Here is a 21,175-nt window from a genome sequence, read left to right on the forward strand (position 1 = left end):
CGAACGGGGAGCCCGGGCCGTCGTACGGCCCGGGCTCCCCGTCATGAGGCGGTGCGCGCGCATCCCATGAGGGCGCGGCGCCTCCGCAGCGCTTCGGCCAGGTCTAGGCGCGCTTGCCCTGCTTGTCGTTGAGCAGGCGGTTGAGGGCGTTCAGGTACGCCTTCGTGGACGATACCACGATATCGCCGTCGGCGCCGCGGCCCGTGTAGATGTCGCCCGTCGGGTCGGTCACGCGGATGGTCACCTCGCCGAGCGCGTCGATGCCGCGCGTGACGGATTGCACGGCGAACTCGGTGAGATCGTTGTCCACCTGCACGATCTTGTTCACGGCCTTGCACATGGCGTCGATGGGGCCTGTGCCGTATTCGCATGCCGTCACCACCTGGTCGGCGGCGTTCTTCAGCGTGACCGTGGCCGTGGGCGTGAGCGGGAAGCCGCAGCTGATCTGCACGCCTTCCAACGTGTAGAGCGCACTCTCGTTGCGGTCGCGCTCGTTCACGAGGCTCTCCAGATCCTCGTCGTAGACTTCCTTCTTCTTGTCGGCCAGGTTGAGGAAGGCCTCGTACATCTGGTCGAGCGCCTCGCCCTCAAGCTCGTAGCCCAGCTCCTCCAGGCGGTGCTTGAGGGCCGCGTGGCCCGAGCGCGCCGTGAGCACGATCTGGCTCGAGCCCGCGCCCACATCGGCCGGGTCGATGATCTCGTAGGTGTCGCGCTTCTTCAGCACGCCGTCCTGGTGGATTCCCGAGGAGTGCGCGAAGGCGTTCGCGCCTACGATGGCCTTGTTGGCCTGTACGTTCATGCCCGTGATGGACGACACGAGGCGGCTCGCCTTGCAGAACTCGCGCGTGTTGATATCGGTGTGCGCGTCCAGCTCGTCCTCGTGCATGCGGATGGCCATGACCACTTCCTCCATGGCCGTGTTGCCCGCGCGCTCGCCCAGGCCGTTGATGGTGCACTCCACCTGGCGCGCGCCGTTCTTCACGCCGGCCATGGCGAGTGCTGTGGCCATGCCGAGGTCGTTGTGGCAGTGCACGGCGATCTTCACGTTCTCGATGCCGTTCACGCCCTCCACCAGGTACTTGATGCGCCGGCCGAACTCCTCGGGCAGCGAGTAGCCCGTGGTGTCGGGGATGTTCACCACGGTGGCGCCCGCGTCCACGACGGCCTGGATAACGCGCACGAGGAAGTCGTAGTCGCTTCTGCCCGCGTCCTCGGCGTAGAACTGCACGTCCTCCACGAACTGCTTGGCGTACTTCACGCACTTCACGGCGCGCTCCACGCACTCGTCCTCGGTGATGCGCAGCTTGTCGCGCAGGTGGCTCGGGCTCACGCCGATGCCCGTGTGGATGCGGGGGCGCTTGGCGTACTTGAGCGCGTCGGCCGCCGCGTCGATGTCCTTCTCCACCGCGCGCGTGAGGCCGCAGACCACGGCCGCATCGCCCGCCAGCTCGGCAATGCGGCGCACGCTCTCGAAGTCGCCGGGGCTCGAGATGGGGAAGCCCGCCTCGATGACGTCGACGTTCAGGCGCAGCAGCTGACGCGCGACCACCAGTTTCTCCTCGGTGTTCATGGAAGCGCCCGGCGACTGCTCGCCGTCGCGCAGCGTGGTGTCGAAGATGTCGATCTTGCGCGTCATGTCATGCGTCCTTTCCTTCTAAACGACCGCTGCACCCTCGCAGGGGCGGCGGGTTATTCACGATTGCTTCGACTATCTTAGCAAATATCCCAAGTGCGTCACTTGGGATTGCCTGGCGACGTGGAAAAGAAACGCGTCGCTCAAACCAAAGGCACTAACACGCCCGTAAGCGCTTTCTCGCGCGGAAACGGCGCGCCGTTGTAGTACTGCTCGATACACTGACCTGACGAAACGAGCCCGCGCTGTGCCAGCCATGTCTCCATCTCCTGATAGACTGGCTCCATGTCCTCGTTCGGCCCCAGAAACATGAACGTGACGTAGCGCCCAGCCGGAATACTGCCGGCCACGACGTCACCTGCATCCGGCAGCGGGCGGGCAAGCGGAAAGCCCACTTCCACGAGCAGGTTATCCATGTCGCCCATATCGAGAAAGCGTACGTACGGAATGTCGGCAGGCTCGAGGCCCTCCCCAGCGACATAGGCGCCCAACTTCGGGAACGCGGAACCAATGAGCGCAGGTAGCTGCGCGACTGGCGTACGCTCCTTCACCGCAACGCAAGGCTGCTCGGCGCGATCGATCAGGGCAAATTCTGTAATACGGGGCATAATGCCTCCTTTGCTGGGTGAAGGAGCTCGCTACAGCTTCACGTACCAGAGGTTCTTCAGTTCGGGTATCTCGGCGCGCAGGCGGGACAGCACGGCGTCGTCCACCTCGCCCTCCACGTTCATGTACACGAGCGCGCAGCGGTCGGCCGGCTTCGCGCCGATCTGCATGGTGGTGATGTTGATGCCCGCCTCGCCCAGGATGGTGCCGATGGTGCCCATGCGGCCCAGGGCGTCCACGTATTCGAAGATGAGCGACTGGCGTCCCGGCGCGATGTCTATCTTGTAGCCCAAGAGCGATACGAGGCGCGCGGTCTGCGCGGCATCGCCGCGGGTGCAGGCCACCTCGGTGCCGTCGGCCATGACGGCCACCGTGGAGGCGTAGCCGTCGGCATCGGGTCGCGCCTGCGTCTCCACCTTGATGCCGTGGCGCTGGGCCACCGCATCGGCGTTCACGGGCGTGACCGTGGCGCGGCCCTGGTAGGACAGGAGCCCCTTGACGGTGCCGGCCACCAGGATGGACGGGTCGGCATCGGCGAGCGACCCTGCGGCCGTGAGCTTCAGGTACTGCGGCACCTCGCCGTGGATCTGCGCGAGCATGCTGCCCATCATCTGGCAGGCGGGCACGTACGGCCCCACCGCGTCCATGACCTCGGGCGGCACCGGCGCCATGTTCACGGCGGTGGGCACGATGGAACCCGCCAGGCCCGCGGCCACGTACTCGGCCGTCTGCACGCCGGCACGCAGCTGCGCCTCCTTCGTGGACGCGCCCAGGTGCGGGGTGAGGATGGCGTTGGGGAACTCGTGCAGCGGGCTTCCGGTGCACGGCTCGTTCTCCCACACGTCGAGGCCCACGGCGCCTATCTTGCCGGCGGCCAGGAAGTCGGCGAGCGAGTCCACGTTGTAGATGCCGCCGCGCGCGGCGTTCACCAGGATCACGCCGTCCTTCATACGCGCATACTGGTCGGGCCCGAACATGCCGATGGTCTGCTTGGTCTTCGGCAGGTGCACGGTGATGAAGTCCGCGAGCGGCACGATGGCGTCCACGTCGTCGTAGAGCGTCACGCCCAGCTGCTCGGCGCGCTCGGGGCTGCAGTACGGGTCGTAGCCCACGAGCCTCATGCCGAAGGCACGGGCGCGCTCGGCCACGAGGCCGCCGATGCGGCCCAGGCCGAAGATGGCGAGCGTCTTCTCGTACAGCTCGACGCCGGTGAACCTCGTCCGCTCCCACAGGCCCTCGTGCATGGAGGCGTTGGCCTGGGCAACGTTGCGGGCGCAGGCCAGCATGAGGGCCATGGTGTGCTCGGCGGCGCTCACGATGTTCGACGTGGGGGCGTTGCACACGATGACGCCGCGCTCGGTGGCGGCCTCCACGTCCACGTTGTCCACGCCCACGCCGGCCCGGCCGATGATGCGCAGGTTCTTCCCCGCCTCGATGACCTCGCGCGTCACCTTCGTGGCCGACCGCACGATGAGGGCATCGTAAGCCGGGATGGCCGCGATCAGCTCCTCGGGGGGCATCTTCAGCTTGACGTCCACCTCGTAGCCCTTGTCGCGGAGCACCGCGAGGCCGGCGTCGGCCAGCCTTTCGGCAACCAGCACTTTCTTCGTCATAGAACTACCACCTCTGCAAGAGTCTTCCTGGTATGTTTCGCTTGCGCCGCGCGGGAACCCGTCGGGACGCGTCCGGGCGGCTGCCCCATGATAAGGCGAAACCGCCCGCCGCGCCGGGTCGGGCGGGAAATTATCGACGAAATGCGAAAAGCCGCCCAAGCAATCGGTCGCCGGCGCCGCTCAACCCGGCAGCTGCGCGGCGCCGCGCGACCTTCCTAGCGCCGGGCGAAGCTGAACATGGAGCGGATGCCCTCGCCCACCTGCTCGATGGGGGCCTCGGCGTGCTCGGCACGCTGTTCGAGCAGCCACTTCTGGCCGTTCGCCGAGTCCTCCATGAACTCGCGGGCGAAGCTGCCGTCCTGGATGCGCGCGAGGATGATCTTCATCGCGGCCTTCGCCTCGTCGGTGATCACCTGGGGGCCGGCGTAGTAGTCGCCGTACTCGGCGGTGTTGGAGATGGAGTTGCGCATCTTGGCCATGCCGCCCTCGTACATGAGGTCCACGATGAGCTTCATCTCGTGGAAGCACTCGAAGTAGGCCATCTCGGGCGGGTAGCCCGCCTCCACGAGCGTCTCGAAGCCGGCGTTGATGAGCGCCGTCACGCCGCCGCAGAGCACCGCCTGCTCGCCGAAGAGGTCGGTTTCCGTCTCGTTCTTGAACGTGGTCTCGATGACGCCGGCGCGGGCGCCGCCGATGCCCCAGGCATAGGACAGCGCCACGTCCTTGGCCTGCCCCGACGCGTCCTGGTGCACGCAGATGAGGCAGGGCACGCCCGCCCCTTCGGTGAACACGCGGCGCACCATGTGGCCCGGGCCCTTCGGCGCGATCATGACCACGTCCACGTCGGCGGGCGGGGTGATGCAGCCGTAATGGATGTTGAAGCCGTGCGCGAACGCGAGGGTGTCGCCGGGCTTCAGGTGCGGGGCGATCTCGGCCTCGTAGGTGGCGGCCTGGGTCTCGTCGGGCGTGAGTATTATGATGAGGTCGGCTTCCTCGGCGGCCTCGGCCACGCCCATGACCTTGAGGCCGGCCTCCTCGGCGGCCTCGCGCGACTTCGAGCCCTCGCGCAGGCCCACGCGCACGTCGGCGCCCGAGTCCTTCAGGTTGAGCGCATGGGCGTGGCCCTGGCTCCCGTAACCGATGACGGCCACCTTCTTGCCCTGGATGAGCTCGGGGTTCGCATCGTTCTCGTGGTAGATCGTGACAGCCATGGTGTTGGTTTCCTTTCTGTAGGCTGGTTTTAAACGTCTTTGCTGTTGCGAGACATCGCTATCTTGCCGGTGCGGGTGATCTCCTTGATGCCGTAGGCGCGGAAGAGGTCCTCCATGCCCTTGAGCTTGCTCTCGTCGCCGGTGGCCTCGATGGTGAGCGAGCTCTTCCCCACGTCGACGATCTTCGCGCGGAAGACGTTGGCGATCTCGATGATCTCGCTTCTGCGCTCGGGCGTGGCGTTCACCTTGAACAGCACGAGCTCGCGCTCGATGGCGCCCTCGTCGGTGAGGTCGTTGATCTTGTGCACGCTGATCAGCTTGTGCAGCTGCTTGGTGATCTGCTCGTAGGCCACCTCGTCGGCCTTCACGATGGCCGTGACGCGCGACATGGTGGGGTCCTCGGTGGGGCCCACCGACAGCGACTCGATGTTGAAGCCGCGCCGCGAGATGAGCCCCGTCACGCGCGACAGCACGCCCGGCTTGTTCTCAACCAGGACGGACAGGATGTGCCTCATCGCATGCCTCCCTTCCCGCCCGCGGCGCCGTCCGCCTCGGGCACGTCCGTGCGCACGGCCCCCACGGCCACGTCGATGGCGCCTATCACGTCGTCGAGCGCGCGCCCGGGCGCCACCATGGGGAACACGTTCTGGTCGCGCGAGATGGCCACGTCCAGCAGGTAGGGGCCCTCGGCGGCCAGCATCGCAGCCAGCGCGGCGTCCAGCTCGTCGGGGCTCTCCACGCGCGCGGCCTGCCAGCCGTACGCGTCGGCCAGCTTCACGAAGTCGGGGTTGGCGTCGAGCAGCGTGGAGGAGTAGCGCTCGCCGTAGAACAGATGCTGCCACTGGTGCACCATCCCGAGGCACCGGTTGTCCATCACGAGCACCTTCACCGGCACGCCGTGGATGCCCGCCGTGGCCATCTCCTGGCTGTTCATCTGAAACGACCCGTCGCCGGCCACGCACACCACCGTCTTGTCGGGGCACCCGATGGCGGCCCCGATGGCGGCCGGGAAGCCGAAGCCCATCGTGCCCAAGCCGCCCGACGAGATGAACGAGCGCGGGCGCTCGCGCGCGATGTGCTGAGCGGCCCACATCTGGTGCTGCCCCACCTCGGTCACGACGATGCTCCTCTCGGGATCGAGCGCGTCGGAGAGCTTCTCCATGACCACCTCGGGCACGATCTCCTCGGGCGCGTCGCCCACGTTCGGATGGTAGAACGGGTGGCGGCGGCGCCACTCGGCGATCTGCCCGAGCCACGCCTCCGTCTCGGGGCTCACGCCCTCCTTGGAAAGCTGGGCCACGATGCCCCCGAGCACTCCCTTCAGGTCGCCCACGATGGGGATCTGCGCCTCGCGCACCTTGCCGATCTCGGCGGGGTCGATGTCGATGTGGATGACCTCGGCGTGCGGCGCGAACTCGTCGAGCCGGCCCGTGACGCGGTCGGAGAAGCGCGCGCCCGCCGCGATGATGAGGTCGCTCTCCGTCATGGCCAGGTTCGCGTACTTCGAGCCGTGCATCCCCACGGGCCCCAGGTTCAGCGGATGGGACGCGGGGAACGCACCCTTGCCCATGAGCGTGGTGACCACCGGCACCTGCATGAGCTCGGCCAGCGCGCGCAGCTCCTCGGACGCGCCGGAGGACACCACGCCGCCGCCCACGTAGAGCACGGGCCGCTCGGCGCGGCGGATGCGGGCCACCGCCTGCTTGACCTGCTTGGCGTTGCCGCGGTAGGTGGGCTTGTACGACGGCAGGTTCACCTCGTCGGGGTACGCGAACACCAGCTCCTCGCTGGCGAGGTCGCTCGGCACGTCGATGAGCACGGGGCCGGGGCGGCCGGTCTTGGCGATGTGGAACGCCTCGCGGAACGTAGCCGTCAGCTCGTCGGTGGATTGCAGCAGGTAGCTGTGCTTGACCACCGGCATGGTGATGCCCACGATGTCGGACTCCTGGAACGAGTCGGTGCCGATGACGCCACGCGGCACCTGCCCCGTGATCACCACGAGCGGCACGCTGTCCATGTAGGCCGTCGCGATGCCGGTGACCGTGTTCGTGGCGCCCGGGCCGCTCGTGACGATAGCCACGCCCACGTTACCCGTGGCGCGCGCGTAGCCGTCGGCCTCGTGCACGGCTCCCTGCTCGTGGCGCGAGAGCACGTGCTTGATCTGCGTGGAGTCGTAGAGCGCGTCGTAGATCTTGATGGCCTGGCCGCCCGGGTAGCCGAACACGAGGTCGACGCCCTCGGCTTCGAGCGAGGCGACGACCGCCTGCGCGCCCGTCATGGTGCGGCCCTGCTTCTCCGTGCGGCTGCCGAGGCCGCGCGGCGCGCCCTTGACGGCCGCCGTCGCGCCGGGACGCGGCTGCTGCTGGTTCTGGTTCGCCTCGGTCATGAAACATACGCCCCCTTGTCTGCGGAAGAGACGAGCTTCGCGTACTTCGCGAGCACGCCGTGGTCGTGCTTTGGCGCCGGCGGCGTCCAGGCCGCGCGGCGGCGTTCGAGCTCGGCATCGTCCACGCCCAGCGTGAGCGCGCCGCCCTCGATATCCACCGTCACCTGGTCGCCCTCCTCGATGAGCGCGATGGGCCCGCCTGCGGCCGCTTCGGGGCTCACATGCCCCACGGCCGGGCCCTTCGTCGCGCCCGAGAAGCGCCCGTCGGTGATGAGCGCCACGCTCGTGGACAGGCCCATCCCCACGATGGAGGACGTGGGCGTCAGCATCTCGCGCATGCCCGGGCCGCCCTTCGGCCCCTCGTAGCGGATGACCACCACGTCGCCCGCCACGATCTTCCCGGCGTTGATGGCGGCGCAGGCCTCCTCCTCGCTGTCGAAGCAGCGCGCGGGGCCGGTATGCGTCATCATCGAGGGATCGACGGCCGACTTCTTCACGATGGCGCCGTCGGGCGCGATGTTGCCGTGCAACACCTTAAGCGCGCCCACCGGGGAGAACGGGTTGTCGTGCGCGCGCACCACCTCGCCATCCGCGCCGGCGCAATGCTCGGCCATGTAGTCGAGGTAGCCCCCCATGGGGCCCATGCAGGTGAGCGCGCTTCGGTCGATGAGCCCTAAGCGGTCGAGCTCCGCCATGACCACGGGCACGCCTCCCACCTCGTACAGGTCGGTGAGCGGGCGCGGGCCCGAGGGCGCGAGCTTCACGAGGTGCGGCGTGCGCGCGCTCGCCGCGTCCCAATCGTCCATCGTGATGGGATGGCCCGCCTCGCGGGCGACGGCCGTGAGGTGCAGCACCGTGTTCGTGGAGCCGCCGAAGGCCATGTCGCACTCCATTGCGTTGTGGATGGCGGCCTCGCTCACGATGTCGCGCGCGCAGACCCCCTGCTCCAAGAGCTCCATCACCCTCATGCCCGCATGCTTCGCCAAGCGGATGCGCTCGGAGTACACCGCGGGGATGGTGCCGTTGCCGGGAAGCGCGATGCCGAGGGCCTCGGTGAGGCAGTTCATGGAGTTCGCCGTGAACATGCCCGAGCAGCTGCCGCAGGTGGGGCACGCCGTGTCCTCGTAGAACTTGAGCTCTTCTTCGGTCATCGTGCCGCTCCTCACGCGCGCTGCACCGTCGAACAGCGTGTTGAGGTCGGTGGAGGGGCCGCATCCGCCCGGCTGCTTGCCGGCCAGCATCGGGCCGCCCGACACGAACACCGTGGGAATGTTCACGCGCAGCGCGCCCAGCAGCATGCCCGGCACGATCTTATCGCAGTTCGGGATGCACACGAGCGCGTCGAAAGCGTGGCCCTGCACCGCGCACTCCAGCGAGTCGGCGATGGCCTCGCGCGACACGAGCGAGTAGTGCATGCCGTCGTGGTTCATGGCGATGCCGTCGCACACGCCGATGGTCGAGATCTCGAACGGCACGCCGCCGGCCAGGTAGATGCCGGCCTTCACGGCCTCGGCGATCTTGTCGAGGTTGTTGTGCCCCGGGATGATGTCGTTTCGGGAGTTGAAGACGGCGACGAGCGGCCGCTCCAGCTCCTCGTCGGTGATCCCGTCGGCCTTGAGCAGGCTGCGGTGCGGCGCGCGCGCCACGCCCTCGGTGACGGCCGAGCTTCTTCGTTTCATGCCGTTCCTTCCTCCTTCGTCCGTGCTGGCTGTCGATCCGTCCCGCAGGGCAGGGGCTCTGCCCTTGCCGCCACAGGCGGGGTCGACCTCGCTCGCCGGCAAGGGCAGGGCCCCTGCCCTGCGGTCAACCAGCCATAAAAAAATCCCGCTGCAGGCAAGTCGCTGCACCAGGACCACGGTTAGGAGAAAGAATGCACCGCGGCCTTAAGCCGCACTGCACGCTTCGACGGGTAACGGTTGTCGCCGGCTCAGCCCTACTTGCCCCGCGCGCCGGGCCGGAGATCGTCCGTCCGCGCGCGAAACGTTCATGCCGAACTGCTCGGAGGGGGCTTTCGGACCGTCCACCGCCGGCTCGCAGCTTTCCGCCGGCTCTCTGGAAGATGGATTCGTCCCTACTGGTCCTCGTCATCGCATTTCGATCTATGAGGTTGTTGGACGCCAGTATACTCCCCGATCCGCCCCGTGCAAGAAAAACTTTGAATATCGAAGGTTTCCCGTAGGAAATTCACATGGACGAGGTCGGGAATGAGGGAGAAGCTGGCATTTATCTCCAAAACCGCACGCAGCCCTAGCGAGCGGCGCGCTGATGTACGAGCGCCTCTACCCGTGCAAGGTCTTGCTCAGGGTAGAGTGTGTACACGAGATCGAACGGGTTCACTGCCACTTTGCGAACGCCTTCGCCGAACTCTTCCTTGATCGACGCGGGAACCATCGAAGATCCAAATTCGCCGAAACGTTCGATGTTGTCCAGATTCTCAAGGATACGACTCTCCACTTTCGGAGAGGTTGCCAAAGCAAGATCTTCGGCGAAGCGCTCCGCGTACTCCATTCTAGGCATGCGAGGCCCGCTTGTCATGCACCGCAGCCATGAGGTCATCGCGGGAAGAATAGTAGCGTCCATTCTGGAAATCATCACGGGATTGCCGGAGGGCCTGCGCCATACGCTGCTCGTAAAGCGCCTGCTCAACAGCCTCGTCAATCTTTTTCTGGAATACGTCCTCCGACATGAAGGCATACTTTCCGCGGCCGTTCTCGGTTATGTAGACAACTTCGGTGTCTGCAATTTTCTTGATCTCACGCTGCTGGTTTTTCAGCGCAGTAGAGGGGTAAATAGCCGGCATAGCTTTTCTCCTTAATAAGGTTCTTTATTGCGGTCTTTATTAAGAACCTTATTTTACCCTTTTTCAAGTCCCGAATGCAAGGACGCCGAAATGCCACGCCCTCCGACTAGGTGTTCGCTCTGCGGGCCAAGGGCCGCAGCGCCGAGGTCATCTCCGGCCAGCTTTTCATTTCCGCCCACACGGTCAAGACCCATACGTCGCGCATCTACCGCAAGCTCTCGATAAACTCCCAACAAGAGCCGATCGACCTGGCGGAAGAGGGGCGAACCGTCGGGAAGCAATGACGTAGGAAGGTTTTCACTCGATGGGACTCCACTTCTCCTAAGGAACTTGAAGGCGTTTTTGCCAGTTTTTCTAAGGACCTTTATCTTTGGAGCACCTCAAACAGACGCCTTCTTTAGCAAACGCCTCTAGAAAAAGCGGCGCACCGTTTTCCGATGCGCCGCCTGCGACTCTTCTTCAAAGAGGAAAGTGCCTACGCGTGCGCCTGCTCGAACTTGTCCATGAAGGCAACGAGGGCCTCCACGCCGGCGCGGGGCATGGCGTTGTAGATGCTCGCGCGCATGCCGCCGACGCTGCGGTGGCCCTTCAGGTTCTCCAGGCCGGCGGACTTGGCCTCGGCCACGAACGCGGCGTCGAGGTCGGCGTCACCGGTGACGAACGGGACGTTCATAAGCGAGCGGTCGGCCTTCCGCACGGTGCCGCGGAAGAGCTTGCTCGCATCGAGGAAGTCGTAGAGCAGCGCGGCCTTCTCCTGGTTGCGCTTCTGCATGGCCTCGAGGCCGCCCTGGTCTTTCAGCCACTTGAACACCTTGCCGCAGATGTAGATGCCGTAGGCGGGCGGCGTGTTGTAGAGCGAGTTCGCGTCGGCCTGCGTCTTCCACTTCAGCATGGTGGGCGTGCCCTCTAGCACGTCGTCCGTGATAAGGTCCTCGCGGATGATGGAGATGACCACGCCGGCCGGGCCGATGTTCTTCTGCGCGCCGCCGTACATGACGCCGTACTTCGTGATGTCCACCGGCTCGGACAGGAAGCACGACGACACGTCGGCCACGAGGTCCTTGCCCTTGGTGTCGGGCAGCGTGTGGAACTTTGTGCCGTAGATGGTGTTGTTCTCGCAGATGTAGAGGTAGTCGGCGTCGGGGGACACGTCCAGGTCGGAGCAGTCGGGGATGTAGGAGAACGTCTCGTCCTCGCTGCTGGCAATGGCACGGGCGTCGCCGTAGATCTTGGCTTCCTTGAAGGCCTTCTTCGCCCAGGCGCCGGTGATGATGTAGTCGGCCACGCGGTTCCTCATGAGGTTCATGGGAACGGCGGCGAACTGCTGCGACGCGCCCCCCTGCAGGAACAGCACGCGGTAGTTCTCGGGGATGCCGACGAGCTCGCGCAGGTCGGCCTCGGCGTTCTCGATGATCTCGCCGAACGGCTTGGAGCGGTGGCTCATCTCCATGACGGACATGCCCGAGCCGCGGTAGTCGAGCATCTCGGATGCGGCCTCGGCAAGCACCTCCTCCGGCAAGACGGCGGGACCTGCTGAAAAGTTGTACACCCTGGCCATGCGCTCCTTCTCTCTCTTCGGTTCCCCGGCCGGCCGCGCTGCAAGTGGCGCGCTGCGGCACGCAGGCCGGTGGCGGTTGGTCATGGGTGCATTGTACTATGCGCGCGACGCGTTTGCGCAGGCGGCGCGGAAAAGATCAGCGGGCAGCGCCGGTGGCGGGGAAGCCGCGTGAGGAGCTGCACACGTGTCGGTTCGCTGACTGATCGGCCATGCGCGGGAAACGAATGCCCCGATCATAGGCGGTAGCACGTACGGACAGCCTAAACTCCCTCTTCGCACCCTTAGAAACCCCGGGCGCCGGACGCGGGCGAACCGCGCCGGCCCCGCAAGCTCGAGAACCTTTGGAAAGGAGGCGCGGCATGCCGTACCGTGGACTGCCCTACTTCGTCGCCGAGCAAGCGAGCACCGGCGGCCGCGTCGACCCGTACGCGTCCGAGCGGCACACCTTGCCGGACTGCGCGCAGGGCGTGCGCTACTCGTCGGCGCCGCGCAGCAACGAGCGGCGCGTCGTGTCCTACCGCGCCTGCGAAACCGTATGCCCTCCGCAGGCCCACGGTGCGCGGGTCGATGCCAAGCCCCTGATCACCGACGTCGAGCCCATGCGCATCCTGGCGGCGGTCATGCTCATGGCGGTTATCGCCGTGGGCGCGGCCTTCGTGGGCATCGGCGTCGCGAACGGCTTCACCGGCATCGTCGACAATGCCATCCTGACCGACGAGCCTGCTGCCACGACGAAGGCCACGCTCAGCGCGGCGCCATCGTCGTGGCAGCAGGGAACCGTGCCCCAGCTGTACCAGGTGGATCCCCAATGGGCCGATCGCCCCTACGGCTCGGGCACCATCGGCACGTCCGGCGCTGCGCCGCTCGCCCTGGCCATGGTGCGCATCGACCTCACGGGCGACGCCTCCGTGGGGCCGGTGGAGGTGGCCTCGGCCGCGCAGCGCGACGGCTATGCCTACCAACCCGACGCCACGGCGCTGCTCACCGACGGCGCAGCCGGGCTCGGCCTGACGGCACGTCCCGTAGAGGCAAGCGAGCCAGCCGTCAGGCGACAGATCAACTCGGGCTTCCCGGTCGTCTGCGCCGTGCAGTCCAGCGCATTCGGCAACGGTACCGCCTACATCGTGCTGACGGACATCGACGAGCGCGGCCGCCTTGTCGTGAACGACCCCGCGAGCGTCGACCGCACGGAGCGGCACTGGGACTTCGAAGAGATCCTGCCATCGAGCACCGGCCTCTGGGCCTACAGCGTGGCAGGCTAGCATGACGCAACGAAAGCCGCCCCCGAAATGCGGGGGCGGCTTTCGTTGTCAGGGCGCCCCCGCATCGGGGGCGCCTCGCGTTTGAGGGGGTTGATCGCGCCGAGCGCCTACGCTCCCGGAGCCGGCGGGGCGCTCGGCGGCTTCGGGGCCGCAGGCGGCGTGGGCGCGCCGGGAGCTGCCGGCATGGCGGGAACGCCGGGCGCCGGGGCGGCCTTCGCGCCGCAGTTCGGGCACTCGTCGAGCTTCGGGTCGACTTCCGCACCGCATTTCGGGCACTTGACGGGGCCCATCCCGCTTACCGCTGGTCTGAAGCACATGGCTCTGTCTCCTTCTTCTGGTCGGTTTCTCTGTCGGTTTCTCTTCTTGCTCACGGCCGTGCGGCCGGGAACCTCATTCGGCCGCCGCAGCGGCATCCTCGCCGCGGGGTGCGGCGCCGGCCGCCGGCGCTCCCTCGACCCGCTCTCCCGCCACCGCGCCGCACGCGGACTCGCGGGCGCGCACGCGACCGCGGGCGAGCCAGCTCAAGGCCACGTACAGGGCCGCGGTCATGGGCGCCGTGGTCACGAACGGCACGGCCACCGCGCCAGTGGCGTACAGCACGCCGTTCACCGCGCTCACGACGGCGATAGTGGCCACGCCGCGCCAGTTCACGCTCTCAACCTGGTCGAGCGGCAGGCCGCGCGAGCCTATGCGCATCGGCCCGCGCACGAGGTAGTAGTCGGTGACGAGCAGCACGCACCACGAGATGGTGAGGATGCTGCCGAAGCTCATAAACGCGTTCACCTGGTCCAAGATGCCGCCCAGGATGAACAAAAGCCCAATGGCGTTCGCCACCACGACGGCCGCGGGCCAGGAGAACTTCACGCCGAACAGCGAGTCGAACAGGTTCGACACCGCGTTCGCGCCGCCGATGGAGTTCGACGTCTCCACCTTCATCTGCGACAGGCAGATGATGGCGAGCCCCACCCCGCCGGCCGCCAGCACGAGCGACACGCCCGGGTTCGTGATGGCGGCATGCGCCGCGCCCGCGGCATCGTAGCCCATGGTGGAGAAGTACGCCGCCGACTGCTCGAAGCCGAAGTACGTGATGAGCGCGCCGAACAGGTACGTGACCACGGCGAACAGGCTTCCCACCAGCGAGATGGGCACGAGGTCGCGCTCGCGGCGGGCGAAGCGCGTGAAGTCGGCGGCGAAGAGTGCGAGCAGCCCCGACGTCATGATGGCGTAGTTCACCCCGTAGGCGAACCCCTCGCCCACCTCCACGCCGGGAATGAGCACCCCGTGCGTGAGCGCGTCGCCCATCTGGCCGTTCGCGGCCACAAGATATACCACGTAGCCCATGACGGCGAACAGCGCCACCACGAACACGGCGTTCATGCGCGCGATGGCCTTCGTGCCGAAGAGCGCCATGAGCACCCACACGCACGAGATGCCCGCGAACAGCGCCCAGCGCATCCACTCCTCGCTCCAGCCGAACGCGAACAGGATGGCGTTGCCCAGCTGCACCGTCCCCACTGCCAGAACACCTACCAGCAGGAATATCCACACGAGAGAGCCGGCGGCCGAGCCCTTCGTGCCGAAGATGTACAGGCGGCTGACCACGTTGTTGGGCAGGCCCTCGTGAAACGTGATCTTGCCCACCAGGTACGTGAGCACGAAGCTCAAGGCGAACGTGATGGCCATGGCCACCCCGCCCAGCTGGCAGCCCGCGTAGAACGCCACGATGCCGCCGCCCATGAGCTTGGAGAGGCTGGACACCACGCCCGAGAGGATGGCCGCAATATCGGGCCAGGCGAGGCGCGCCGCGTCGGGCACGCGCTCGAACAGCGACGCCTTCCCCGCCGCGTCCGGCGCCCGCCCCCGAGCCGGCGCCTTCACCTCGTTGGGCGCCTTCCCGGCAACCGGTGTTTCCTTCATGATTGCCCCCTTTGTTAGAGGTGTGACGGGCGTGACAGAGGGACGGGGATAGTGTCTCATTCTCCGAAGTCTCTCGATTGCTGCAAGCGCAGGGGGAATGAGACATTATCCCCGTCCCTCTGTCACGCCCTCTGTCACGCCCTCGAACCTGCGGCGTGCTCGGACCTAAACGATTCCGATGTTCGCCATCACTATCATCACGACCAGCGCGCAGAGCCCCGCGCCGATGGATATGGCCGCGATGTGCTTGTACGAGTTCTTGTGGTTGAGCCCCATGGCCGCCAGCATGCCGAACATGGCGCCGGAGTTCGGCAGTGCGCCGCCGATGGTGGCCGACGTGGCGATGATCTTCGCGAGGGCGGCCGGGTTCACGCCCGTGGCCAGGTACGGGTCGAGGAAGTTGCCGGCGATGATGCCCACCGCGCCCGAGCCGGAGCCCATGACGCCGCCGAGCACGGCCGCCATGGTGGCGGCGGACACGTAGGTGCCGCCCGGCATGTTGAAGATAGCCTCGTAGATGACCGTGAAGCCCACGGAGGCGGCGGCCACGGTGCCCACGCCCACGGCGGCCGAGGTGAACAGCGCAGGCCCGAGGGCCGCCTTGGCGCCGTTGCCCAGCACGTCGCGCTGGCTGTCGATGTGCTTGTGGAACAGGACCATGCTGGCCACGACGGCCGTCACCATGGCGATGTAGATGATGTTCGCCACGCCCAGCTGCGAGCCGACGATGATGATGGCGATGAGCAGCACGAGCGGCAGCAGCGCCACGGCGACGCCCGGCAGCGGCTTGTCGTCGGCCACCTCGGCCTCGCCTGCGGACGTCTCGTAGGTCTCGCCCTTGGCCTGGGCGCGCTTCAGCGCGAACTTGATGTACACGCACGACACCGCGATGGCGACGATCGAGCCCACGATGCCCATGACGGGCGCAGCGGTCAGCGACACGCCGCAGCCGTTCGCGGCGTTGATCCACGCGATGGCGGGCACGCCGGGAATCATGGCCATGGTGAACGAGCAGGCCGCGAGCGTCCAGGCAGCGCAGAACAGGTGCCACGGGATGTTGCACTCTTTGAACAGCGGACGCGCCAGCGGAATGAGCGCGAACATGGCCACGAACATGGAGATGCCCGCGTAGGTGAGCACCGCGCCCACCGCGGCGATGCCCAGCAGCACGAGGTACGGGCTCTTGGAGCCCACCTTCCCCATGACGGCGTTCGCGATGGCCTTGGCCGCGCCCGACTTGTCCATGAACTCGCCCATGATGGCGCCGCCCATGAAGATGAGCAGGTTCTTCTGTACGAAGCCCGCGAGCCCCGTGACGTACGACGACTCGCCGCCCACCATGGCCGCGGCGATATCCATGCCGTTGGTGAGCGCGATGATGACGGCCGTGACGAGGGACGTGATAAGCACGTTCCACCCCTTCATGGCCGCGATGACGAAGAACACGAGCCCGACGACGATGCCGGCAACTCCTATCCATTCCATAGCTTTCCCCTTTCGTTGGTTTTTCGTTCCCCCGACTCCGGGAGCGCTCGCCAGAGCGCTCCCGGAGCTCTCCTACGCCATATCGTTGCGGGTCGCACGCATGAACTCCACCACGGTGCCGTGCTTCATGCGCAGCTCGTCGCGGCGGACGGTGCCCTCGTCGAAGGAGGCGAGGTCCTCGGCGCCCTCGAAGAGCGTGCCCAAGTCGCCGCGCTGGCGGTTGAGCGCGATGGCCTCCTCGGCGTCGTAGGGCACAAGCGGCTGCTTCTCGCGCGGGTTCCACACGAGGAAGGCGGGAGCCGTGGCATCGGGCGCGGGCATGCCCTCGCAGTACCGCACGTCGCCGTACTTCTCCACCAGCTCGTCGAGCGGGCCGAAGTCGAAGGCCCGCAGCGGGCAGCTCGCCGTACACGCGGGCTGCATGCCCTCGGCCAGGCGATCGACGCACATGGTGCACTTGCTCATCTTCGTGCCCGGCTCGTCGGAGGCGAAACGCGGCGCGCCGTAGGGGCACGCATCGTAGCACTTCCGGCAACCGTCGCACTTGTCCTGGTCGACGAGCACGGCGCCGAACTCGTCCTCCTTGTAGAGGGCGCCGTTCGGGCACGCCTTCGCGCACGCCGGGTCCTCGCAATGGCCGCACGGGAACGCCAGCGCGTGCAGGCGGATGTTCGGGAACGTGCCCTGCTCCCACTCGTAGACGCCCATCCACTTCTCGGCGCCCGGCTCGAGGCCGTTCCAATCCTTGCACGCGATGCTGCACGCCTGGCATGCGTAACAGCGGTTCATGTCGAACATAAATCCGTACTGCGTCATGGTCCTACTCCCTTCCCTCTCCGAGCGCGGCCCGCAGGCCGAGCGCCGCCTTCGCCCCGCGCATGCCGCCGCGCTCCGCCTCCAGGCCGAAGCCCTCGGCGTCGCCATCGGCCAGCTTCTCCACTTCCACGAGGCCGGCCGTGATGAGCGCGCCCAGGATATGCGGCAGATGGCCGTCGTCGATGAGGATGTTCGGCGTGCCGCGCAGATCCTGGCCGTACTCGTTCATCTCGGCCGCGGTGCCGTCGGTCTGGTACCACGCGCCGTGGTGCACGGCGGCGGTGCCCGGCATCATGCGGTTCGTCACGTAGGCCGTGAGCACGGTCTCGCCGCGGTCGCTGCTCACGCGGCACAGGTCGCCGTCCTTGATGCCGCGCGCCTGGGCGTCCACGCCCGAGATCCACACGGCGTGGCGGTAGCAGTCCTCGCGCATGAAGGGGTTGTTGTCGTTGCTCGAATGCTGGCGGTAGATGGACACCGGCGACACGAGCGACAGCGGGTACTCCTTCGCCTTCGGGTTGTAGAAGCCGTCGTTCGAGGCCGAGCCGATATCGCCCTCCACGTAGCTCGGGCTCCACACCGGCATGGGCTCGATCTGCCCGCGCCAGCGCGTCTCGGTCATGTCGTGGTCCTTCACGAAGTTCGACGAGAACTCGATCTTGCCGGTCGGGGTTCCGAAGGGGCTCTCGCCGCGCTCCATGAGGGTCTTGAACGGGTAGTACGGCACGTCCACCTCGGTGCGCACGACGGGGTTGGCGTTGAACTCCTCCCAGGTGGGACGGTGGTCGTACCCCAGGTACGCCATGACGGTCTCGTTGTCGGCCCACTCCTCGAAGGCCTCGCGGTAGATGGCTTCCTGCGCGTCGACCCAATCCTCCCAGGCCACGTCGGCCAGGCGCGGGTTGTAGCCCTGCACCACCTCGTCGCCCAGGCGCTTGGCGATCTCGGTCCACACCCACTCCTTCGAGCGCACCTCGCCGGGGAAGTCCACGCCGCGAGCGCAGAACGTGAAGTAGTTGCGCATGCCGTTCGGGCCGCTCACGAAGCGCTGGTGCCCGTACATGTACTCGTCCATGCCCTCGAACTGCCACACGGGCGCCGGCAGGATGATATCGCAGAGCTCGGCCGTGGGCTGGTTGAGATGCCACTGGAAGCCCCAGTTGAACTCGGTCGACGCCATGCCGGCGAAGCGCTTGTTAACGTTCGAGTGGTTGTTGGCGTAGTTGTTCTCGAATATGATCATCTGGACGTTCGGCAGCGGGGCGTCGTTCGTAGGCGAGCCGATGCGGTGGCGGAACTCGCTCTCGTCCATGCGGCCCTCCCAGTAGTCCTTCTGGCAGGCCAGCACCTCCGTCAGGCAGTTGTTGTTGAACAGCACCGGCACCCGGTAGTCGCCCGGGTCGCGCCCGAAGTCGGCGCGCGGGGCGGGCACGCGGCCGGGCGTGGGCAGGCAGGCGCCTGTCTGGCAGCCGCCGGCGCAGGCGATGTTGCCGGTCATGGCCTGCAGCAGCATGGACGCCGACGCGCTGTAGTCGCCCATGTGGCGCTTCGCGCACGAGTAGAAGTACTGCAGGTGCACCGGCTTCGTCGTGCCGTAGAGGCGCGCGAACTCGCGGATGGTCTCGGCCGGCACCGCGCAGATGGGGGCCGCCCATTCGGGGGTCTTCTTGATGCCGTCCTCGCCCTCGCCCATGCAGTAGGCGCGCCATTCCTCGAAGCCCACCGGGTCGACCCACTGGTCCACGAACTCGTGGTCGACGAGGTCCTCCTCGTAGAGCACCTGGGCCACGGCCAGCATCATGGCCAAGTCGGTGCCGGGGCGGATGGGAATCCACTGGTCGGCCAGCAGCTCGGCCGACTGGGTGTAGCGCGGGTCGATGACGATGGTCTTGCACCCGTACTCGTGCGCGAGCTGCATGTAGTACGAGGACGGCCCGAACCAGGCCACCACCGGGTCCATGCCCCACATGACGAAGAGCTTCGAGTTGAAGATGTCGGACGCCTCGAAGCCCGGCAGCGCCTCGGAGAGGCCCTTGGCCGTCTTGGACAGGTCCACGCCCAGGTGCAGCATCTCGCCCGCCGCGTGGCCGGACGTGGAGTGCTCGCCCCAAGCGCCGAAGCCGGCCTCCCACCAGGGCGCGAGCGGGAACCCGTTCTTCTCGAAGCTCGGGTACTGCGAGTGGAAGATGCCGTAGGGGCCGTACTTCCCCTTGATCTCCACCATCTTCTCCGCGATGGTGTCGAGCGCCTCCTCCCAGCTGATGGGGACGAAGTACCCGCGCCCGGCGCCCTTCTCCCCCACGCGCTTCATGGGGTGGAGGAGGCGCGTCTCGGCGTAGAGCTCCTTCTTCCATGAATGGCCCATGGCGCAGGGGCGCATCTGCACGTTGCCCTTCCAGATGTTCTCCCAGCCGCAGTCCTCGCGGCTGTCGTTTCGGTTCACCGAGTCGTCCGGCTCGATCGCCGTTATGCGGCCGTCCTTCGCGTGGCACTTCAGGATGCACGCGCTGTCCCAGCAGCCGTTCGCCGGGCACGACGTGTAGAAGATGCGCTCCCCTTCGCGTCGGGCGCGGCTGGCCTCGATGATGCCTTGCTTGTCCATCGCTCCTCCTTCTCCTATGCCGCCCCTCGTCTCCGGGCGGGGCGATGAAGGCAAGGTTAGACCCTGCGGAGAACGCCGGCTGGGCGCGCAGGCGGATTCGCCGTCACGATAGGAAGCAGGGGGTGTAAGGGGATGCTCCGGGAAGCGCTCGCTTACCGCCGCCGTAAAGCGACGTTGACGGCCGGAAGCGCCAGGCACGTCCGCGGACGCGCGGCTGGCAAGGGGCGGTGCCGTCGGGACGGGCGGGCGTTAGGAGGCGAGCGCAGGCACAGCGGGCTCGGCAGGCGCGGCGCACGGGCGGACGCCGCGGCACGCCTCCCCTGCTCGCAGGAAGCCCTACCCCCGCCCGTGGAAGTAGCCCGCGGGCACGTTGTCGCGGATGAAGTCCTTGAACTCCAGCGCCAGCGGCGATATGACCCGCCCGGTGTGCCAGGCCAGGTCCACCGGGTAGCGCATGGGGTCGGTATCGATTTTGAACCAGATGAGGCCCGGCTCGTTGCGGTAGCGCTCGGCCACGCACTCGGGGATGCTCGCCCACCCGAGCCCCGCCTTCGCGCCGTTCACCATGGCCTCGTGCGTGTCGAAGCGCGCCACCATGTTGTGGTCGGTGAGCGACAGGTTGTAGCGTTCGCGGAAGTGGCGGTTGCCCACCATGTGGCGGCCCGAGTTCCACTCGTAGATGATCATGGGCCATTCGAGCAGCGTCTCGATTTTCACGGGCTGGGGCACGGAGTTGTAGGGCGGCCGGTCGGGCGCGCAGAACAGCAGGCGCTTGTAGCCGAGCGTCTCGCGCGAGATGCCGTCGTCGAGCGGCTGGTTCTCCAGCAGGGCGAAGTCCAGCTTGCCGGATTTCAGCTTCTCCATGAGCTCGGGCTCGTAGCCCGCGTCCAGGTGCACGAGCGCGTCGGGGTGCAGGTCGTGGAAGCGCTTGACCAGCGCCGGCAGCAGCGCCACGCCGTCGTTCATGCTCATGCCCACCTCGATAGTGCTGTCGAAGTGCTCGTCGACCGCCGCGAGCTCGGCCGAGAGCGCGGTCTCCAACGTGGCGATCTTCTTGGCGAACTTCGTGACGATCTGGCCGGCTGCCGTGGGCACCACGCCCGTCGACGTGCGTACGTAGAGCTTCGTGCCGTAGCGCGCCTCTATGTTGGCGATCTTCTGCGAGAGCCCCGGTCGCGACATGTACAGGCGCTCCGCGGCCTGGGAAAGGCTCTTCGTCTCCGATATGACCGTGAAAATCTCTATATCGTCCAGCAGCATGGGCCACGCCCCCTCGCACGCCTCGT

18 protein-coding genes are annotated in these 21,175 nt (G+C 67.0%); 2 read left to right on the forward strand and 16 right to left on the reverse strand.

The annotated features are described in order from the left end of the window. Nucleotides 1-103 precede the first annotated feature (103 nt). The 9 genes from LB310_RS09470 to LB310_RS09510 all read right to left on the reverse strand — a co-directional run bounded on the left by LB310_RS09470 (nt 104) and on the right by LB310_RS09510 (nt 10,249). The gene (locus LB310_RS09470) at nt 104-1,636 is read right to left on the reverse strand and encodes a 2-isopropylmalate synthase (RefSeq protein ID WP_227115316.1); all 1,533 of its coding nucleotides are present in this window, start codon (nt 1,634-1,636) and stop codon (nt 104-106) included. Between the two features lie 140 nt (nt 1,637-1,776). Next, nucleotides 1,777-2,241: a GyrI-like domain-containing protein gene (locus LB310_RS09475; protein ID WP_301154987.1), complete on the reverse strand. Its 465-nt coding sequence runs from the start codon at nt 2,239-2,241 to the stop codon at nt 1,777-1,779. Between the two features lie 30 nt (nt 2,242-2,271). Further along, nucleotides 2,272-3,852 (reverse strand): phosphoglycerate dehydrogenase, encoded by a 1,581-nt coding sequence (gene serA / locus LB310_RS09480; protein WP_301154988.1) that lies wholly within the window; start codon nt 3,850-3,852, stop codon nt 2,272-2,274. 215 nt (nt 3,853-4,067) lie between these two features. Next, a complete protein-coding gene (gene ilvC / locus LB310_RS09485; protein ID WP_301154989.1) occupies nt 4,068-5,063 on the reverse strand; it encodes a ketol-acid reductoisomerase in 996 nt (331 codons plus the stop codon). A 29-nt stretch (nt 5,064-5,092) separates the two neighbouring features. After that, nucleotides 5,093-5,578 (reverse strand): acetolactate synthase small subunit, encoded by a 486-nt coding sequence (ilvN, locus tag LB310_RS09490; protein ID WP_015538691.1) that lies wholly within the window; start codon nt 5,576-5,578, stop codon nt 5,093-5,095. Then, on the reverse strand, nt 5,575-7,449 hold the full coding sequence (ilvB, locus tag LB310_RS09495; protein ID WP_341461050.1) for a biosynthetic-type acetolactate synthase large subunit: 1,875 nt from the start codon (nt 7,447-7,449) through the stop codon (nt 5,575-5,577). The genes ilvN and ilvB overlap by 4 nt, the downstream gene beginning before the upstream one ends. Beyond that, a complete protein-coding gene (gene ilvD / locus LB310_RS09500; RefSeq protein WP_301154990.1) occupies nt 7,446-9,128 on the reverse strand; it encodes a dihydroxy-acid dehydratase in 1,683 nt (560 codons plus the stop codon). Before ilvD ends, ilvB begins: the two co-directional genes overlap by 4 nt. Nucleotides 9,129-9,696: 568 nt before the next feature. After that, entirely contained in the window at nt 9,697-9,966 is a 270-nt protein-coding gene (locus LB310_RS09505) for a sirohydrochlorin cobaltochelatase (protein WP_278806390.1), read from the reverse strand. Further along, nucleotides 9,959-10,249 carry a sodium:proline symporter gene (locus LB310_RS09510; protein ID WP_278806391.1) on the reverse strand — a complete coding sequence of 97 codons (291 nt, stop codon included), beginning with the start codon at nt 10,247-10,249 and terminating at the stop codon, nt 9,959-9,961. Before LB310_RS09510 ends, LB310_RS09505 begins: the two co-directional genes overlap by 8 nt. 110 nt (nt 10,250-10,359) lie before the next feature. Between LB310_RS09510 and LB310_RS15340 the strand changes: the two genes are divergently transcribed. Next, nucleotides 10,360-10,533, forward strand: coding sequence for a helix-turn-helix transcriptional regulator (locus LB310_RS15340; protein WP_367316810.1), 174 nt, complete (start codon nt 10,360-10,362; stop codon nt 10,531-10,533). Between the two features lie 191 nt (nt 10,534-10,724). Here LB310_RS15340 and serC read toward each other — a convergent pair whose 3' ends face one another. Beyond that, nucleotides 10,725-11,807, reverse strand: a complete 1,083-nt coding sequence (gene serC, locus LB310_RS09515; RefSeq protein ID WP_278806392.1) for a 3-phosphoserine/phosphohydroxythreonine transaminase — start codon at nt 11,805-11,807, stop codon at nt 10,725-10,727. 359 nt (nt 11,808-12,166) lie between these two features. Between serC and LB310_RS09520 the strand changes: the two genes are divergently transcribed. Further along, nucleotides 12,167-13,069: a papain-like cysteine protease family protein gene (locus LB310_RS09520; protein WP_278806393.1), complete on the forward strand. Its 903-nt coding sequence runs from the start codon at nt 12,167-12,169 to the stop codon at nt 13,067-13,069. 107 nt (nt 13,070-13,176) lie between these two features. Here LB310_RS09520 and LB310_RS09525 read toward each other — a convergent pair whose 3' ends face one another. The 6 genes from LB310_RS09525 to LB310_RS09550 form a co-directional block, all read right to left on the reverse strand. Beyond that, nucleotides 13,177-13,386: a hypothetical protein gene (locus tag LB310_RS09525; RefSeq protein ID WP_087190914.1), complete on the reverse strand. Its 210-nt coding sequence runs from the start codon at nt 13,384-13,386 to the stop codon at nt 13,177-13,179. Nucleotides 13,387-13,459: 73 nt separating this feature from the next. Beyond that, the gene (locus tag LB310_RS09530) at nt 13,460-14,986 is read right to left on the reverse strand and encodes a hypothetical protein (RefSeq protein WP_278806395.1); all 1,527 of its coding nucleotides are present in this window, start codon (nt 14,984-14,986) and stop codon (nt 13,460-13,462) included. Between the two features lie 165 nt (nt 14,987-15,151). Continuing rightward, nucleotides 15,152-16,471: a GntP family permease gene (locus LB310_RS09535; RefSeq protein ID WP_087190916.1), complete on the reverse strand. Its 1,320-nt coding sequence runs from the start codon at nt 16,469-16,471 to the stop codon at nt 15,152-15,154. A 72-nt stretch (nt 16,472-16,543) separates the two neighbouring features. Continuing rightward, nucleotides 16,544-17,287, reverse strand: a complete 744-nt coding sequence (locus LB310_RS09540) for a 4Fe-4S dicluster domain-containing protein (protein ID WP_157007216.1) — start codon at nt 17,285-17,287, stop codon at nt 16,544-16,546. 4 nt (nt 17,288-17,291) lie between these two features. Beyond that, nucleotides 17,292-19,889 carry a molybdopterin-dependent oxidoreductase gene (locus tag LB310_RS09545; protein WP_157007214.1) on the reverse strand — a complete coding sequence of 866 codons (2,598 nt, stop codon included), beginning with the start codon at nt 19,887-19,889 and terminating at the stop codon, nt 17,292-17,294. Between the two features lie 336 nt (nt 19,890-20,225). Beyond that, nucleotides 20,226-21,149 (reverse strand): LysR family transcriptional regulator, encoded by a 924-nt coding sequence (locus LB310_RS09550; RefSeq protein ID WP_015538695.1) that lies wholly within the window; start codon nt 21,147-21,149, stop codon nt 20,226-20,228. Nucleotides 21,150-21,175: the final 26 nt, after the last annotated feature.

This window comes from Gordonibacter sp. RACS_AR49 (genome assembly GCF_030418435.1).
Lineage (GTDB): Bacteria > Actinomycetota > Coriobacteriia > Coriobacteriales > Eggerthellaceae > Gordonibacter > Gordonibacter urolithinfaciens.

Bases quoted from the DNA above. Each gene is read 5' to 3' on its own strand.
- LB310_RS09550 (WP_015538695.1), bottom strand. From the start codon at position 21,149: ATGCTGCTGGACGATATAGAGATTTTCACGGTCATATCGGAGACGAAG.
- LB310_RS09535 (WP_087190916.1), bottom strand. From the start codon at position 16,471: ATGGAATGGATAGGAGTTGCCGGCATCGTCGTCGGGCTCGTGTTCTTC.
- LB310_RS09530 (WP_278806395.1), bottom strand. From the start codon at position 14,986: ATGAAGGAAACACCGGTTGCCGGGAAGGCGCCCAACGAGGTGAAGGCG.
- serC (WP_278806392.1), bottom strand. From the start codon at position 11,807: ATGGCCAGGGTGTACAACTTTTCAGCAGGTCCCGCCGTCTTGCCGGAG.
- LB310_RS09470 (WP_227115316.1), bottom strand. From the start codon at position 1,636: ATGACGCGCAAGATCGACATCTTCGACACCACGCTGCGCGACGGCGAG.
- ilvD (WP_301154990.1), bottom strand. From the start codon at position 9,128: ATGAAACGAAGAAGCTCGGCCGTCACCGAGGGCGTGGCGCGCGCGCCG.
- LB310_RS09520 (WP_278806393.1), top strand. From the start codon at position 12,167: ATGCCGTACCGTGGACTGCCCTACTTCGTCGCCGAGCAAGCGAGCACC.
- LB310_RS09475 (WP_301154987.1), bottom strand. From the start codon at position 2,241: ATGCCCCGTATTACAGAATTTGCCCTGATCGATCGCGCCGAGCAGCCT.
- LB310_RS09545 (WP_157007214.1), bottom strand. From the start codon at position 19,889: ATGGACAAGCAAGGCATCATCGAGGCCAGCCGCGCCCGACGCGAAGGG.
- LB310_RS09540 (WP_157007216.1), bottom strand. From the start codon at position 17,287: ATGACGCAGTACGGATTTATGTTCGACATGAACCGCTGTTACGCATGC.
- LB310_RS09510 (WP_278806391.1), bottom strand. From the start codon at position 10,249: ATGCCGGCTATTTACCCCTCTACTGCGCTGAAAAACCAGCAGCGTGAG.
- ilvB (WP_341461050.1), bottom strand. From the start codon at position 7,449: ATGACCGAGGCGAACCAGAACCAGCAGCAGCCGCGTCCCGGCGCGACG.
- LB310_RS09505 (WP_278806390.1), bottom strand. From the start codon at position 9,966: ATGCCTAGAATGGAGTACGCGGAGCGCTTCGCCGAAGATCTTGCTTTG.
- ilvN (WP_015538691.1), bottom strand. From the start codon at position 5,578: ATGAGGCACATCCTGTCCGTCCTGGTTGAGAACAAGCCGGGCGTGCTG.
- LB310_RS09525 (WP_087190914.1), bottom strand. From the start codon at position 13,386: ATGTGCTTCAGACCAGCGGTAAGCGGGATGGGCCCCGTCAAGTGCCCG.
- serA (WP_301154988.1), bottom strand. From the start codon at position 3,852: ATGACGAAGAAAGTGCTGGTTGCCGAAAGGCTGGCCGACGCCGGCCTC.
- ilvC (WP_301154989.1), bottom strand. From the start codon at position 5,063: ATGGCTGTCACGATCTACCACGAGAACGATGCGAACCCCGAGCTCATC.